This window comes from Bacillus sp. T-10(2022) (assembly GCF_056502895.1).
The window spans coordinates 100,001-116,031 of the sequence record NZ_CP113518.1; the positions used below are offsets into that span (position 1 = coordinate 100,001).

Sequence of the window (16,031 nt, forward strand, 5' to 3'; positions counted from 1 at the left end):
GTGGAGCGCTTAGAAGTGAGAATGCCGGTATGAGTAGCGAAAGAAGGGTGAGAATCCCTTCCACCGAATGCCTAAGGTTTCCTGAGGAAGGCTCGTCCGCTCAGGGTTAGTCGGGACCTAAGCCGAGGCCGAAAGGCGTAGGCGATGGACAACAGGTTGATATTCCTGTACCACCTATACATCGTTTGAACGATGGGGGGACGCAGAAGGATAGGGTAAGCGCGCTGTTGGATATGCGCGTCCAAGCAGTTAGGCCGGAAACGAGGCAAATCCCGTTTCCATTAAGGCGGAGCTGTGATGGCGAGGGAAATATAGTACCGAAGTTCCTGATTCCACGCTGCCAAGAAAAGCCTCTAGTGAGATGTAAGGTGCCCGTACCGCAAACCGACACAGGTAGGCGAGGAGAGAATCCTAAGGTGTGCGAGAGAACTCTCGTTAAGGAACTCGGCAAAATGACCCCGTAACTTCGGGAGAAGGGGTGCTTTTTAGGGTGAATAGCCCAGAAAAGCCGCAGTGAATAGGCCCAGGCGACTGTTTAGCAAAAACACAGGTCTCTGCGAAGCCGCAAGGCGAAGTATAGGGGCTGACACCTGCCCGGTGCTGGAAGGTTAAGGGGAGAGGTTAGCGCAAGCGAAGCTTTGAACCGAAGCCCCAGTAAACGGCGGCCGTAACTATAACGGTCCTAAGGTAGCGAAATTCCTTGTCGGGTAAGTTCCGACCCGCACGAAAGGTGTAACGATCTGGGCACTGTCTCAACGAGAGACTCGGTGAAATTATAGTACCTGTGAAGATGCAGGTTACCCGCGACAGGACGGAAAGACCCCGTGGAGCTTTACTGCAGCCTGATATTGAATTTTGGTACAGCTTGTACAGGATAGGTAGGAGCCTGAGAAGCCGGAGCGCCAGCTTCGGTGGAGGCGTTGGTGGGATACTACCCTGGCTGTATTGAAATTCTAACCCGCGCCCCTTATCGGGGTGGGAGACAGTGTCAGGTGGGCAGTTTGACTGGGGCGGTCGCCTCCTAAAGAGTAACGGAGGCGCCCAAAGGTTCCCTCAGAATGGTTGGAAATCATTCGTAGAGTGTAAAGGCACAAGGGAGCTTGACTGCGAGACCTACAAGTCGAGCAGGGACGAAAGTCGGGCTTAGTGATCCGGTGGTTCCGCATGGAAGGGCCATCGCTCAACGGATAAAAGCTACCCCGGGGATAACAGGCTTATCTCCCCCAAGAGTCCACATCGACGGGGAGGTTTGGCACCTCGATGTCGGCTCATCGCATCCTGGGGCTGTAGTCGGTCCCAAGGGTTGGGCTGTTCGCCCATTAAAGCGGTACGCGAGCTGGGTTCAGAACGTCGTGAGACAGTTCGGTCCCTATCCGTCGCGGGCGCAGGAAATTTGAGAGGAGCTGTCCTTAGTACGAGAGGACCGGGATGGACGCACCGCTGGTGTACCAGTTGTCTTGCCAAAGGCATAGCTGGGTAGCTACGTGCGGACGGGATAAGTGCTGAAAGCATCTAAGCATGAAGCCCCCCTCAAGATGAGATTTCCCATGGCGCAAGCTAGTAAGATCCCTGAAAGATGATCAGGTTGATAGGTCAGAGGTGGAAGCATGGTGACATGTGGAGCTGACTGATACTAATAGATCGAGGACTTAACCAACGCTTTTTAAAAAATGAAATACCTTCTTATTATCTAGTTTTGAAGGAACAACGTTCCTTTTATGTTTGGTGGCGATAGCGAAGAGGTCACACCCGTTCCCATTCCGAACACGGCAGTTAAGCTCTTCAGCGCCGATGGTAGTTGGGGGTTTCCCCCTGTGAGAGTAGGACGCCGCCAAGCCATTTATTAAGATCAGCCATCCAGCTGGTCTTTTTTGATGTTCGTAATTAAAAAAGTTTTTTATTTCAGGGACAGCATGGGCTGGCCTTATTTTTGGTGAGCTGAGAATTGGGCAGAATTTAAGTTGTGAAACCTTAAGGAGAAGGAAAAAATAGCAGGTTTTGCATTTATCTTTTTAGGGTATTAATGTAAGATATTTCAACTTTAATGTTCAATGGGGTATGTAACTACATATAATTTGGAGAAAATGGATATTACAGAAAGAAAGTGCGTTTAAGTTGCAAAATGCATTTTTCCTTGTATAATAATAGTCAAATATAGTCAAAGTCAGAATGGAGGAGGCTGAGTGAGAAACATATCTGATGTTATCGAAACTTATTTGAAGCAAGTACTTGAAATAAGTCAAAAAGATATCTTGGAGATTAAAAGAAGTGAAATAGCAGATAAATTTCAGTGTGTTCCTTCTCAAATCAATTACGTAATCAATACCAGGTTTACCATCGAGAGAGGTTATGTTGTAGAGAGTAAGCGTGGGGGCGGCGGTTATATACGCATCATGAAGGTGGAATCACAGGATTCCGTGCAACTTATCAACCAATTATTATCGCTTATTGGTTCCAGGGTAACTCAATCGATGGCTGAAGGAGTAATTTCACGGCTGATGAATGAAGACGTCATTAATGAAAGAGAAGCAAAGATAATGATGAGCGTCATAGATAGATCGGTGATTTATATCGACCTACCTGACCGCGATGAACTTAGGGCTAGAATTTTAACTGCGATGCTTACGACTTTAAAATATAAATGAAACTGGCAGAGGTGATGAACGTTGATTTGCCAAGAATGTCATCAAAGGCCTGCTACCCTGCACTTCACCAAAATCATCAATGGAAAAAAGACTGAAGTCATGATTTGTGAGAAATGTGCTCAGGAAAAAGGCGAAATATTCATGGATGCAGGCGGACCTGGTTTTTCAATAAATAATTTATTAGCAGGATTGTTGAATATGGAGTCGAATATTCAACAGACGAAGGCAAATGCATTTCCTAAAACGGAAGAGAGGCGTTGTCCGCATTGTCATCGATCTTATAAAGAATTTGTCCATATTGGCAAGTTTGGCTGTGCCGAATGTTATAAAACGTTCAATGAACAGTTAAATCCCATTTTAAAGAGAGTTCATAGCGGAAATACAGCACATATAGGGAAAATTCCAAAAAGGATCGGTGGCACCATCTATCTTCGAAAGCAAATTTCAGATTTGAAAGAAGTTTTAAAGGCCCACATTGATCAAGAGGAATTCGAGAAAGCGGCAGAGGTAAGAGATAAGGTACGTTCCCTTGAAAAAAGGTATGAAGCCCAAGAGGGAGGCGAGGAATTATGAGCTTGGAAAAGTTTGTAGAAAACGCTTTGAGTTCCTGGATGAGTGCCGAAGGGCCGGAAATCGATATTGTATTGAGTTCGCGGATTCGGCTGGCCAGGAATTTCAAAGACTTTACCTTCCCAACCTCCTTTTCTAACGAAGAAGCTAAAAAAATAATTGAATTGGTCAAAAAAAGAAGTGAAGAGGAAGTGACTCCAGAGATTGGGAAACTGGAACTTTTAGAGATTGACCAATTGCAGCCACTGGAAAAGCGCGTTCTCGTTGAAAAACATTTAATCAGTCCTCATTTAGTCGAAGATTCAGCGAAAAGCGCATGTCTCCTTTCGGAAAATGAAGAAATAAGCATCATGATAAATGAAGAGGATCATCTCCGTATTCAATGTTTAATGTCGGGATTGCAGCTGAAGGAAACCTTAAAGATTGCAAATGTTCTTGACGATTGGATTGAAGAATCCATAGACTATGCATATGATGAAGAAAGAGGATACCTAACTAGTTGTCCGACTAATGTGGGAACAGGATTAAGGGCTTCAGTCATGATGCATCTTCCCGGCCTGGTCCTTACACAGCAGATGAATAATATCATACCGGCTATCAACCAATTGGGGTTGGTGGTTCGAGGGATTTATGGAGAGGGCAGTCAAGCTTTAGGGAATATTTTTCAAATCTCAAATCAAATTACTCTTGGAAAGTCGGAAAGGGATATCGTTGAAGACCTAACAAGTGTAGTGCAACAAATCATAGCCCAGGAACGGTCAGCGAGGGATGCATTAGCGAGGACTTCCCACATACAATTAGAAGATAGAATTTTCCGCTCATATGGAATTTTGTCCAATGCTCGAATCATCGAGACCAAGGAGGCAGCTACCTGTATCTCCGACGTTAGGTTAGGGATAGATCTTGGGTATATAAAAAATATTTCCAAAAGCATTTTAAATGAGTTGATGATTTTGACGCAGTCGGGATTTTTACAAAAGTACGCAGGCGGCCCTTTAAGAACCCATGAAAGGGATATTCGTAGAGCAGCACTCATCCGGGAACGCTTGAATTTCACGGAATCTTCCTCCACTTAGAGGTCATTGACCTCTTTAGGGAGTATCAAATTTCATGTAATAGATATGGAGCAAGAATAAGCTTCTGCCATTACTTAGAGAATTGCCAGCAACTTTATTCAAAACGAAAATTCTTAAGGAGGAATTCCCTATGATGTTTGGTCGTTTTACTGAAAGAGCCCAGAAAGTATTAGCATTAGCCCAAGAAGAGGCAATCCGTTTAGGTCATAATAATATTGGCACGGAACATATTTTACTGGGTCTTGTCCGAGAAGGTGATGGTATTGCAGCCAAAGCGTTATATGCTCTTGGATTGGGTCCGGAAAAGATTCAGAAAGAAGTGGAAAATTTAATTGGCCGTGGACAGGATACGGCTCAAACGATACATTATACCCCGAGAGCCAAGAAAGTCATTGAACTTTCCATGGATGAGGCAAGAAAATTAGGTCACTCATATGTTGGGACAGAGCATGTTCTTCTAGGTCTTATACGAGAAGGGGAAGGTGTAGCTGCCCGCGTATTGAATAATCTCGGTGTAAGTTTAAATAAAGCCAGGCAACAAGTATTACAGCTTTTGGGCAGCAATGAATCAGGTGGTCATCAAGGTTCTGCCGCTTCAAATGCGAGCACACCGACACTGGATGGCTTAGCCCGTGATTTAACGGCGATTGCCAGGGAGGGAAGCCTGGATCCCGTTATCGGAAGAAGTAAGGAAATACAGCGTGTCATTGAGGTATTAAGCCGTCGTACAAAAAATAACCCAGTATTGATCGGTGAACCTGGGGTAGGTAAAACAGCCATTGCTGAAGGGCTTGCCCAACAGATCATCAATAATGAGGTACCTGAAATTTTACGCGATAAACGCGTAATGACACTTGATATGGGTACTGTTGTGGCTGGTACTAAATACCGTGGTGAATTTGAGGACCGGTTGAAGAAAGTCATGGATGAAATACGTCAGGCGGGTAATATCATCCTATTCATCGATGAATTGCATACATTGATTGGTGCAGGTGGTGCAGAAGGTGCCATTGATGCCTCCAATATCCTAAAACCATCATTGGCCCGTGGTGAATTACAATGTATCGGTGCTACAACATTGGATGAATACCGTAAGTATATTGAAAAGGATGCTGCGCTTGAACGTCGCTTCCAGCCAATCCAAGTCGATGAGCCGACTATTTTGGAATCCATCCAAATTCTCAAGGGGCTGCGTGACCGTTATGAGGCACATCACCGCGTATCGATTACTGACGAAGCGATTGATGCCGCAGTCAAATTATCCGACCGTTATATTTCCGATCGCTTTTTACCGGATAAAGCAATTGACTTGATTGATGAAGCTGGCTCCAAGGTTAGACTGCGCTCATACACAACGCCACCTAACTTAAAGGAACTTGAAGTGAAGCTAGATGATGTTCGCAAGGAAAAGGATGCTTCCGTTCAGAGTCAGGAATTTGAAAAAGCTGCTTCGCTTCGCGATACGGAACAACGCTTAAGAGAACAATTGGAAGAAACGAAAAAAACTTGGAAAGAAAAACAAGGGCAGGAGAACAGTGAAGTCACTGTGGATGACATTGCACATGTCGTATCCAGCTGGACGGGAGTGCCAGTCACTAAATTGGCGCAAACAGAGTCAGATAAACTGCTTAATATGGAGTCAATCCTCCATGATCGTGTAATTGGGCAGGAAGAGGCCGTCATTGCGGTTTCTAAAGCAGTACGACGTGCCAGGGCAGGTTTGAAAGATCCTAAACGTCCAATTGGTTCATTCATCTTCTTGGGACCTACAGGGGTCGGTAAAACCGAGCTTGCCCGTGCTTTGGCTGAATCCATATTTGGTGATGAAGATGCCATGATTCGCATCGATATGTCTGAATATATGGAGAAACATTCGACTTCACGTCTTGTTGGATCCCCTCCAGGATATGTTGGATACGAAGAAGGCGGTCAGTTAACGGAAAAAGTGCGGAGGAAACCATACTCCGTCGTTCTGCTTGATGAAATAGAAAAGGCGCATCCGGATGTCTTCAATATCCTTCTTCAAGTATTGGAAGACGGAAGACTGACAGATTCCAAGGGGCGTACTGTCGATTTCAGGAATACCATTCTGATCATGACATCGAATGTAGGTGCGTCGGCCTTGAAAACCGATAAGTATGTCGGCTTTAACATCCAGGATACTGGCCAGGACTATAAAAATATGAAAGGGAAAGTGATGGAAGAACTCAAACGTGCATTCCGTCCGGAATTCCTGAATCGTATTGATGAAACCATCGTGTTCCACTCATTAGAGAAGGATCATTTGAAACAAATCGTTACATTAATGTCAAATCAGCTTACTACCCGTTTGAAAGAACAGGAGATATACTTGGAGCTGACAGATGCGGCTAGAGAAAAAATTGCTACGGAAGGTTTTGATCCGGAATATGGGGCAAGGCCAATCCGTAGGGCGCTTCAGAAGCATGTAGAAGATTATCTATCCGAAGAGTTGCTTAAGGGCAACGTGAAAAAAGGGCAAACGGTCGTAATGGATGTCGTTAATAATGAGTTTGCAATCCGGCAAGGCGAGCCTGTTAATGTAAGTGAATAACCTGATCCTAAACTTCGAGGTACACGCAGATTCTTTTGCAGTGTACCTCTGTTTTTTATCTATAGGTAGATATGAGTATAAACGGGACAAGCAAAGTGAATATTTTTTTAAAAAAACTTAGCCTTAAGAAGGTTTAAATAAAACAGAGATATAATATCCTTAATATAGATATTTTTTCCAAAGGAAGAGGAGTAATTTATGGCTGTAAAAAAGAAAACAAAATTTATGTGTCAGTCTTGTGGATATGAGTCCGCGAAATGGATGGGGAAATGCCCAGGCTGCGGTGAATGGAACAAAATGGTCGAGGAAACCGAAATTGTTAAACCTGCTAGAAAGGGCGCTTTTACCCATTCGGAGGTTAGAGGTTCCGGGGAACGGGAGAAGGCAGCACCCATAACGACCATTCAATCAGAAAAAGAACCACGGATTAAGACGGATTTAATGGAATTGAATCGTGCTCTTGGGGGCGGGATCGTACAGGGGTCACTTGTATTGATCGGAGGGGACCCGGGTATCGGTAAGTCCACCCTGCTTTTACAGGTATCATCCCAATTGGCGCATAAACAGAAAAAAGTGCTATATATATCAGGTGAAGAATCAGTCAAGCAGACCAAATTGAGAGCGGACCGGCTTGGGACCATGTCGGAACATCTATTCGTTTATGCTGAAACCGATATGGACTATATCCAACAGGCCATTACAGAGGTAAAACCGGATTTGGTCATTATTGACTCCATTCAAACGGTATATCATTCGGAGGTTACATCTGCCCCGGGAAGCGTTTCACAAGTGAGGGAATGCACAGCCTCACTCATGCGCATAGCTAAAACGAACGGGATCGCGATTTTTATCGTCGGTCACGTTACAAAGGAAGGGGCCATTGCAGGGCCGCGACTGCTTGAGCACATGGTTGACACCGTTTTATATTTTGAAGGAGAAAGACACCATACATATCGAATTATACGCGCGGTCAAAAATCGCTTTGGTTCGACGAATGAGATGGGTATTTTTGAAATGAAAGAACATGGATTGGAAGAGGTTGCGAATCCATCGGAAATTTTCCTTGAAGAACGGTCGCAAGGAGCTTCGGGTTCCACGGTCGTCGCATCCATGGAGGGCACAAGGCCGGTGCTTGTCGAAATTCAAGCATTGATTTCACCTACGAGTTTTGGAAACCCAAGGCGAATGGCCACGGGAATTGACCACAATCGAGTTTCGCTTTTAATGGCTGTTCTGGAAAAGAGAGTGGGCTTGCTGCTCCAAAACCAGGATGCGTATTTAAAGGTTGCTGGTGGGGTCAAGCTTGATGAACCGGCAATTGACCTCGCTGTTGCAATAAGCATTGCATCAAGCTTCCGTGATAAACCAACAAACCCTGCCGATTGCATCATTGGTGAAGTGGGGCTGACTGGGGAAGTCAGAAGGGTGTCACGGATAGAACAAAGGGTGCAGGAAGCAGCGAAGTTAGGGTTTGAGCGGGTTATCATACCGGCTAATAATATAGGGGGATGGACCGCCCCGAAAGGTATTAAGATCGTTGGTGTTTCATCGGTTTCGGAGGCTCTTAAACAAACGTTAGGGGGTTAAGTATGACAGATAAAAAAGGGTATGAGAAAACAAAATTGGAAATTCTGCAAATTGTAGCACCGGGTACCCCGCTTCGGGAGGGCATTGAAAATGTCCTGAGGGCAAATACAGGTGGTTTGATAGTTGTCGGATATAACGAGAAGGTGCGAACGATCGTGGATGGCGGCTTCGAAATCAACTGCAACTGTACCCCCAGCACATTATATGAGTTGGCGAAGATGGACGGGGCCATCATTTTAAATGAAACGGCCGATAAGATCATTTTTGCAAATGCCCAATTAGTGCCGGATAATAGCACACCTTCCACTGAAACGGGAATGCGGCATAGGACAGCGGAACGTGTGGCAAGGGAGACCAAGTCGTTGGTCGTCGCAATCTCACAACGCCGGAATGTCATCACTTTATATCAGGGCAATTTCCGGTATGCCCTTAAAGATATAGGTGTCATACTCGCCAAGGCTAATTTGGCCATCCAGACCCTGGAAAAATACAAGGTGGTCCTGCAGCAGAGCATATCGGTTTTAGGAGCGCTCGAGTTTGAGGAAATCGTGACCTATGCCGACCTTTTGCAGGTATTTCACCGTTATGTAATGGTGCTCAGAATCAAGGCCGAGCTACTAACGTACCTTAATGAGCTTGGTACGGAAGGAAGATTGATCCGTTTGCAAATGAATGAAATCCTGGCAGATATTGAAACGGAAGGAAAATGGCTTATCAAGGATTATACCTCCAGTAATGATGAAAATCCCGAGGAAATCATTTTTAGGCTTCAAGAGTTGGCCATGCAGGAAAAACTGGATGAAAGCATTCTTCTAAAGGTGCTGGGCTATCATGGATACATACATCTTGATGAGTCAGTACATCCCCGTGGTTACCGTATTCTTCATAAAATCCCACGCCTGCCGGGTTTGATCATCGAAAATTTAGTGAAACAGTTCGGAAGCTTTAGTGAAGTCAATAAAGCAACGGTTGAAAACCTTGACGATGTGGAGGGTATAGGCGAAGTCCGCGCCAATAAAATCAAAGAAGGACTCCGCATTTTAAAAAATCAGCTGGTCACAAATAGAAGGATGTAAGGAGCAGTTGGCCTTTTAACATTCACCTGAACCAGCTTGAAATTGATTGGTGTTTATTTTTGACACTCAAAACTCAGGGTGCTAGGCTAATATTACGAAAAAGAGAAGAAGTCGTATTTGTAAATCCACTAATTCCTTAAGTGAATTTAACGTATATAATGAAAACGAATTTTCGAAGGTTTCATTTTATTTTATTGGTCAATAATGAGTAGAGGGAGGTGAAAGGGATGTTAAAACGCATTATACAAGCATGCTTCTTAATAGTCGGCGGAACACTTGGTATGTTACTAATTCCTGAATTATTAATTGTTTTACATGCAGACGATATTGCTTTATTAAACAATCCTTATGTAAGTGTACTGTTGGGTGCCATTATCTTTTATCTTATAACTTTTTGGGCAGTAGATCATGTGATCTATTTTATGAAGTGGCTGGAGGAACAGCTTGTTAAGATACCGATTACGGATATAATCTTTGGCAGCGTCGGCCTTTTAGTTGGACTGCTTGCGGCGTTCTTGGTTGGCTCCGCCTTCAGTGCCATCAAGGTTCCTATTTTAAATACAGTGGTACCTATCATCCTTACGCTTTTATTTGGTTATCTTGGTTTTCAGGTGGGCTTTAAAAAACGTGATGAGCTATTGAGTTTATTCATGAAAAGCAATAAGAAAAAGAATACTGATGGTGAAGCGAGCGAAGAGGATGAAGAGGGGTATAGCAAGCGGCTGAAGATTCTCGATACTAGCGTCATCATTGATGGTAGAATTGCGGATATCTGTCAGACGGGCTTTCTGGAGGGTACCATAGTCATTCCTCAATTCGTATTAAACGAACTGCAGCACATTGCCGATTCATCTGATGCATTGAAAAGGAATCGCGGAAGACGCGGTTTGGATATCTTGAATCGAATTCAAAAAGACCTACCGATTAAAGTGGAGATGTACGAGGGGGATTTTGAAGACATTCAGGAAGTGGACAGTAAACTAGTGAAGCTTGCCAAAATATCGGGCGGAATGGTCGTTACCAATGATTTCAATTTAAACAAAGTATGCGAGTTTCAAAATGTGGCGGTCCTTAATATCAATGACCTGGCCAATGCTGTAAAACCTGTTGTACTTCCTGGGGAAGAGATGAATGTTCAAGTCATCAAGGACGGGAAAGAGCAGAACCAAGGCATCGCTTATTTGGATGATGGCACCATGATTGTAGTCGAGGGTGGCCGTGATCATATCGGGAAACGGATCGATGTACTTGTCACAAGTGTATTGCAAACCTCTGCAGGCCGGATGATATTCGCTAAACCGAAACTATTAGAAAAAGCATTATAAAGAAGAGTAGGAGAAACCGTTATGTTTTATGAAGTAGTGATACCTGCAGCTGGACAAGGCAAAAGAATGAAGGCGGGCAAGAATAAACTTTTTATTGAACTATCGGGTATCCCGATCATTGTTTATACACTGCGTGTCTTCGAAGAAGATCCTGACTGTCGGGGGGTTATCCTTTCGATAAACCCGGCAGAAAAGGATTATTTCAATCAATTGATAGCAGCGTATGGGCTTAAAAAGGTCAAGAAACTGGTCATGGGCGGCAAGGAGCGCCAACAAAGCGTGTATAATGGACTGCAACATGCAGAAGAAGACATCATCCTGGTCCATGACGGTGCCCGCCCTTTTATCAATCTTGGGCAAATCAGTGAATTGACTACTTCCGCCTCCCTGCATGGAGGTGCCGTAATTGCAGTGCCCGTTAAGGATACGATTAAAAAAGCGGCAAACAAAGAGGTAGTGGAAACAGTGGAACGATCAAGCTTGTGGGCGGTACAAACTCCACAAGCTTTTCGTTTATCCATATTAAAAAATGCGTATGAACAGGCAGAAGCTGAAGCATTTTTAGGGACGGATGATGCAAGTTTGCTAGAGCGGATCAATGAACAGGTAGTTATTATTGAGGGCAATTATGATAATATTAAAATTACGACTCAGGAAGACCTTTATTTTGCAGAAGCGATTTTACATAAACAACAACATGGAAAAAGATGATTGGGGAGAATGATATGTTTAGAATAGGACAAGGATATGACGTTCATCAGCTTGTGGAAGGAAGACCTTTGATAATTGGCGGGATTACGATTCCGTATGAGAAAGGTCTGCTAGGTCATTCGGATGCGGATGTCCTTCTGCATACTGTTTCCGATGCTTGCTTGGGGGCAATTGGTGCAGGGGATATCGGTAAGCATTTTCCGGATACCGACCCTGAATTTAAAGATGCCGATTCGGCAAAACTGCTGCAGCATATTTGGGCGATCGTAAAAAAAGAAGGATATTCCCTAGGCAATGCGGACTGTACAATCATTGCACAAAGCCCAAAAATGGCACCGTATATCGAGGAAATGCGAGGCAGGATTGCTGAACTTTTAGATGCGTCGATAGACAGAATTAATGTAAAGGCGACCACTACCGAGAAACTTGGATTTACAGGCAGGAGCGAAGGAATCGCGGCACAGGCTGTAGTCTTATTGGTTAAATCAAACTAAATTGTTTTTAGGGTGGATGCCTTTATCCCAATGTATTTAAATGATAATATATACAATAGAATTGAACGACTGGGAGGTCTATATATATCATGAGCAGCGATATTCGAGTTCGCTATGCACCGAGTCCGACTGGACATTTACATATTGGTAATGCACGGACTGCTTTATTTAATTATTTATACGCACGAAATAAAGGCGGGAAATTCATCATCCGTATTGAAGATACCGACCAAAAGAGAAATATTGAAGGCGGAGAGGAAAGTCAGCTTAAATATTTGAAATGGCTTGGCATGGATTGGGATGAAGGTGTTGATGTAGGCGGTGAATACGGGCCATATCGTCAATCCGAAAGGAACGACCTTTATCAGGAATTGTATCAAGAGCTTTTGGATAAGGGTTTAGCATATAAATGCTATTGTACGGAAGAAGAGCTTGAAGCAGAGCGTGAAGGACAGGTCGAACGCAATGAAACGCCAAAATATTCTGGGAAGTGCAAGCATTTAACTGAGGAAGAGCAAGCGGAACTAGTGGCACAAGGAAGAAAACCGAGCATTCGCTTTGCCGTTCCAGCTGGGAAGGTCCTTACTTTCAAAGATATGGTCAAGGATGAGGTTTCATTTGAAACAGATGGCTTTGGTGATTTTGTTATCGTTAAAAAAGATGGCATTCCAACTTATAACTTTGCAGTGGCCGTCGATGATCATTTGATGAAGATTTCCCATGTCCTTCGCGGTGATGATCATATCTCCAATACTCCAAAACAATTGATGATTTATGAAGCTTTCGGCTGGGAACCGCCGGTATTCGGACATATGACGCTGATTGTAAACGAAAGCAGGAAGAAACTGAGTAAACGTGATGAGTCGATCATTCAATTCATTGAGCAATATGAAGAGCTAGGTTATGTTCCTGAAGCGTTATTCAATTTCATTACATTACTAGGATGGTCTCCGGTCGGGGAGGAAGAGATTTTCACGAAGGAAGAATTCATTAATAATTTCGATGCTGACCGGCTGTCTAAATCACCTGCACTTTTCGATAAACAAAAGCTTACATGGATGAATAACCAATATGTGAAGCAATTGGACGTCAATCGTGCAGTGGACTTGTCAATGCCTCACTTAATTAAAGCGGGGAAGGTTTCAGAGACACTGACCGCCGAAGAAGAAGAGTGGGTACATGGGCTAGTTTCCCTTTTTCAAGAGCAGATGAGTTATGGAGCGGAAATAGTCGAGCTATCTGAACTGTTTTTCAAGGATGAGGTCGTGTTCGAGGAAGAAGCTAAGGAAGTGCTGGCTGAAGAACAGGTGCCGGAAGTCATGAAAGCTTTCCTTCAGGAGATTGAAGGGCTTGAAGAATTTAACGCGGATGAAATCAAGAAGTCGATTAAAGCCGTACAAAAAGGCACAGGTCATAAAGGGAAAAAATTATTCATGCCGATAAGGGCTGCCGTCACGGGCCAAACTCATGGTCCTGACTTGCCTAAGGCGATTTCATTACTGGGCAAGGAAAAAATTAAACAGCGTATTCAGAGTATTTTATATTAACAATTTGTCGAAAATGTAATATAGTATTTAATAATCTTACAAAAGAACGCGTAGATGGGGAGAAGTAAGTAAACGAAGCTTTTTAGAGAGAACCATAACCTGCTGAAAGTGGTTCAAGCCTCTCGTTTTCTGAAATGCACCCTTGAGTCCTTTGCTGAACTAACTTATAGTAGGCACAGGCGGAATTTCCTCCGTTACAGGGATTAAAGTTGGGGATGAAAAAAACAGGAAAAAGCTTTATCTGGTTTTTACATTCCAAACAGAGTGGAACCGCGCTTCAAGCGTCTCTGTCTATTTGGACAGAGACGCTTTTTTATATGCTTTAAAAGCTTCAAAAGGGGATGTTGGAAAAGGACGGCACATAGGGGGGAATCATTTTGTTAAAGATGTTTAAAGAGGATATCGAAGTGGTTTTTGATCAAGATCCTGCTGCGCGCAGCTATTTGGAAGTCATATTGACGTACGCGGGTTTACATGCGATTTGGAGTCATAGGATGGCTCACGCACTATTCAAGAAGAAATTCTTTTTCCTGGCAAGAAGTATATCTCAAATCAGTCGGTTTTTTACCGGAATTGAAATTCATCCAGGGGCTACGATTGGCCGTCGTTTCTTCATTGACCATGGAATGGGGATCGTCATTGGCGAAACTTGTGAAATTGGCGACAATGTATCCGTCTTTCAAGGTGTAACCCTCGGGGGGACAGGAAAGGAAAAGGGAAAACGTCATCCTACGATAAAGGATAATGTCCTGATTGCTACAGGAGCAAAAGTGCTGGGTTCCATCACTGTTGGGGAAAACTCAAAAATCGGTGCAGGATCGGTTGTTTTAAAAGAGGTGCCGCCTAATTCTACAGTGGTTGGCATTCCAGGTAAAGTGGTCATTCAAGATGGTATCAAAATCAACAAAGACCTAAATCATTGTGATCTTCCTGACCCAATCGCTGATCGCTTTAAGGAATTGGATAGTGAACTCAGGGCCTTAAGAGAGAAGTTGGCTGAACAGAAGCAGGAAGAAAGGAGTCTATAATATGGCGATTAAAATATATAACACAGCAACAAGAAAAAAGGAAACCTTCGTCCCGATTGAAGAGGGAAAGGTGAAGATGTATGTATGCGGGCCCACTGTCTATAATTACATTCATATAGGTAATGCAAGACCGGCAATCGTATTCGATACCGTTCGTAGGTATTTGGATTACCGTGGATATGATGTGCAATTCGTTTCGAACTTTACGGATGTGGATGATAAGCTGATTCGCGCGGCAAAAGAATTGGGTGAAGATGTCCCGACCATCTCAGAGCGTTTCATCAAGGCTTATTTTGAAGACGTGTCGGCATTGGGCTGCAAAAAAGCGGATGCTCACCCAACCGTAATGGAGAACATGGATGCAATCATTGAATTCATCTCGGCATTAATTGAAAAAGGATTCGCTTATGAATCTGAAGGGGATGTGTATTACCGCACTCGTAAGTTTGAGGGATATGGAAAGCTTTCACATCAGTCCATCGATGAGCTGCGAGTGGGGGCCCGTATTGAAATAGGGGAGAAAAAACAAGATGCCCTTGATTTTGCCCTTTGGAAAACGGCCAAGGATGATGAAATATCTTGGGAGAGCCCATGGGGTAAGGGGCGTCCTGGCTGGCATATAGAATGCTCCGCAATGGTCAAAAAGTATTTGGGCGATACGATCGATATTCATGCAGGGGGTCAAGATCTGGCTTTTCCGCATCATGAAAATGAAATTGCACAATCTGAGGCATTGACGGGTAAGACCTTTGCGAATTATTGGATGCATAACGGGTATATAAATATTGAGAATGAAAAAATGTCTAAGTCCTTAGGCAATTTCGTCCTTGTGCATGACATCATTCAGAAGCATGATCCACAAGTGTTACGCTTCTTCATGTTATCTGTACATTACCGTCATCCCATCAATTATAGCGAAGAAGTGCTTGAAAATGTAAAAGCGTCCCTTGAACGCTTAAGGACATCTTATCAAAACTTAAAGCATCGTCTTCAAGTAAGTGACGGATTGACTGAGAATAATGATGTTTGGTTGGAGAAGCTTAATGAATTACAGGAACAATTCATTAAGGAAATGGACGATGATTTCAACACAGCTAATGCAATATCCATGCTCTTTGAACTTTCCAAACAGGCGAATTATTACTTGATGGAGAAAAACACAGACAAGGAAGTAATTAATGCTTTCCTTGATAAATTCAACATCTTATTTTCTGTCCTGGGGTTATCCCTTGAAGAAGAGGGGCTTTTGGATGAAGAAATTGAAGGGTTGATACAGCAGAGAATTCAAGCGCGGAAAGACCGCAATTTTGGGTTATCTGATGAAATTCGTGATCGCTTGAAAAACATGAATATCATATTAGAGGATACCCCTCAAGGTACAAGATGGAAAAGAGGGTAAT

Annotated in this window: 12 protein-coding genes, 2 rRNA genes and 1 other annotated feature (1 of these 15 cut by a window edge); all 14 genes read left to right on the forward strand. The window is 43.6% G+C overall.

Features of this window, described 5'->3' with window-relative positions:
* Positions 1–1,657: ribosomal RNA gene (locus OSJ91_RS00535) — 23S ribosomal RNA — on the forward strand (it extends 1,276 nt beyond the left edge of the window).
* 64 nt (positions 1,658–1,721) lie between these two features.
* A 5S ribosomal RNA gene (gene rrf / locus OSJ91_RS00540) occupies positions 1,722–1,837 on the forward strand.
* Positions 1,838–2,183: 346 nt separating this feature from the next.
* Positions 2,184–2,645: a CtsR family transcriptional regulator gene (locus OSJ91_RS00545; RefSeq protein WP_048677843.1), complete on the forward strand. Its 462-nt coding sequence runs from the start codon at positions 2,184–2,186 to the stop codon at positions 2,643–2,645.
* Positions 2,646–2,666: 21 nt separating this feature from the next.
* A complete protein-coding gene (gene mcsA / locus OSJ91_RS00550; RefSeq protein ID WP_350300864.1) occupies positions 2,667–3,218 on the forward strand; it encodes a protein-arginine kinase activator protein McsA in 552 nt (183 codons plus the stop codon).
* The gene (gene mcsB / locus OSJ91_RS00555) at positions 3,215–4,291 is read left to right on the forward strand and encodes a protein-arginine kinase McsB (RefSeq protein WP_413020134.1); all 1,077 of its coding nucleotides are present in this window, start codon (positions 3,215–3,217) and stop codon (positions 4,289–4,291) included. The genes mcsA and mcsB overlap by 4 nt, the downstream gene beginning before the upstream one ends.
* Positions 4,292–4,421: 130 nt before the next feature.
* Positions 4,422–6,863, forward strand: coding sequence for an ATP-dependent protease ATP-binding subunit ClpC (gene clpC / locus OSJ91_RS00560; RefSeq protein WP_305161971.1), 2,442 nt, complete (start codon positions 4,422–4,424; stop codon positions 6,861–6,863).
* Positions 6,864–7,061: 198 nt separating this feature from the next.
* A complete protein-coding gene (gene radA / locus OSJ91_RS00565; protein ID WP_350300866.1) occupies positions 7,062–8,450 on the forward strand; it encodes a DNA repair protein RadA in 1,389 nt (462 codons plus the stop codon).
* A gap of 2 nt (positions 8,451–8,452) precedes the next feature.
* Positions 8,453–9,526, forward strand: coding sequence for a DNA integrity scanning diadenylate cyclase DisA (disA, locus tag OSJ91_RS00570; protein WP_063235780.1), 1,074 nt, complete (start codon positions 8,453–8,455; stop codon positions 9,524–9,526).
* A 227-nt stretch (positions 9,527–9,753) separates the two neighbouring features.
* Positions 9,754–10,851 carry a PIN/TRAM domain-containing protein gene (locus OSJ91_RS00575; protein ID WP_137016904.1) on the forward strand — a complete coding sequence of 366 codons (1,098 nt, stop codon included), beginning with the start codon at positions 9,754–9,756 and terminating at the stop codon, positions 10,849–10,851.
* A gap of 21 nt (positions 10,852–10,872) precedes the next feature.
* Positions 10,873–11,562 carry a 2-C-methyl-D-erythritol 4-phosphate cytidylyltransferase gene (gene ispD, locus OSJ91_RS00580; protein WP_350300867.1) on the forward strand — a complete coding sequence of 230 codons (690 nt, stop codon included), beginning with the start codon at positions 10,873–10,875 and terminating at the stop codon, positions 11,560–11,562.
* Between the two features lie 14 nt (positions 11,563–11,576).
* A complete protein-coding gene (ispF, locus tag OSJ91_RS00585; RefSeq protein ID WP_485890824.1) occupies positions 11,577–12,056 on the forward strand; it encodes a 2-C-methyl-D-erythritol 2,4-cyclodiphosphate synthase in 480 nt (159 codons plus the stop codon).
* A gap of 89 nt (positions 12,057–12,145) precedes the next feature.
* Positions 12,146–13,603 carry a glutamate--tRNA ligase gene (gene gltX, locus OSJ91_RS00590; RefSeq protein ID WP_350300868.1) on the forward strand — a complete coding sequence of 486 codons (1,458 nt, stop codon included), beginning with the start codon at positions 12,146–12,148 and terminating at the stop codon, positions 13,601–13,603.
* A gap of 42 nt (positions 13,604–13,645) precedes the next feature.
* Positions 13,646–13,895 (forward strand) — a binding site (T-box leader).
* A gap of 94 nt (positions 13,896–13,989) precedes the next feature.
* Positions 13,990–14,631: a serine O-acetyltransferase gene (gene cysE / locus OSJ91_RS00595; protein ID WP_286198069.1), complete on the forward strand. Its 642-nt coding sequence runs from the start codon at positions 13,990–13,992 to the stop codon at positions 14,629–14,631.
* A 1-nt stretch (position 14,632) separates the two neighbouring features.
* On the forward strand, positions 14,633–16,030 hold the full coding sequence (cysS, locus tag OSJ91_RS00600; RefSeq protein ID WP_350300869.1) for a cysteine--tRNA ligase: 1,398 nt from the start codon (positions 14,633–14,635) through the stop codon (positions 16,028–16,030).
* Position 16,031: the final 1 nt, after the last annotated feature.

Excerpts from the sequence above, each read along its gene's own strand:
- mcsB (WP_413020134.1), top strand. The coding sequence starts at position 3,215 with ATGAGCTTGGAAAAGTTTGTAGAAAACGCTTTGAGTTCCTGGATGAGT.
- clpC (WP_305161971.1), top strand. The coding sequence starts at position 4,422 with ATGATGTTTGGTCGTTTTACTGAAAGAGCCCAGAAAGTATTAGCATTA.
- radA (WP_350300866.1), top strand. The coding sequence starts at position 7,062 with ATGGCTGTAAAAAAGAAAACAAAATTTATGTGTCAGTCTTGTGGATAT.
- disA (WP_063235780.1), top strand. The coding sequence starts at position 8,453 with ATGACAGATAAAAAAGGGTATGAGAAAACAAAATTGGAAATTCTGCAA.
- OSJ91_RS00575 (WP_137016904.1), top strand. The coding sequence starts at position 9,754 with ATGTTAAAACGCATTATACAAGCATGCTTCTTAATAGTCGGCGGAACA.
- ispD (WP_350300867.1), top strand. The coding sequence starts at position 10,873 with ATGTTTTATGAAGTAGTGATACCTGCAGCTGGACAAGGCAAAAGAATG.
- ispF (WP_485890824.1), top strand. The coding sequence starts at position 11,577 with ATGTTTAGAATAGGACAAGGATATGACGTTCATCAGCTTGTGGAAGGA.
- gltX (WP_350300868.1), top strand. The coding sequence starts at position 12,146 with ATGAGCAGCGATATTCGAGTTCGCTATGCACCGAGTCCGACTGGACAT.
- cysE (WP_286198069.1), top strand. The coding sequence starts at position 13,990 with ATGTTTAAAGAGGATATCGAAGTGGTTTTTGATCAAGATCCTGCTGCG.
- cysS (WP_350300869.1), top strand. The coding sequence starts at position 14,633 with ATGGCGATTAAAATATATAACACAGCAACAAGAAAAAAGGAAACCTTC.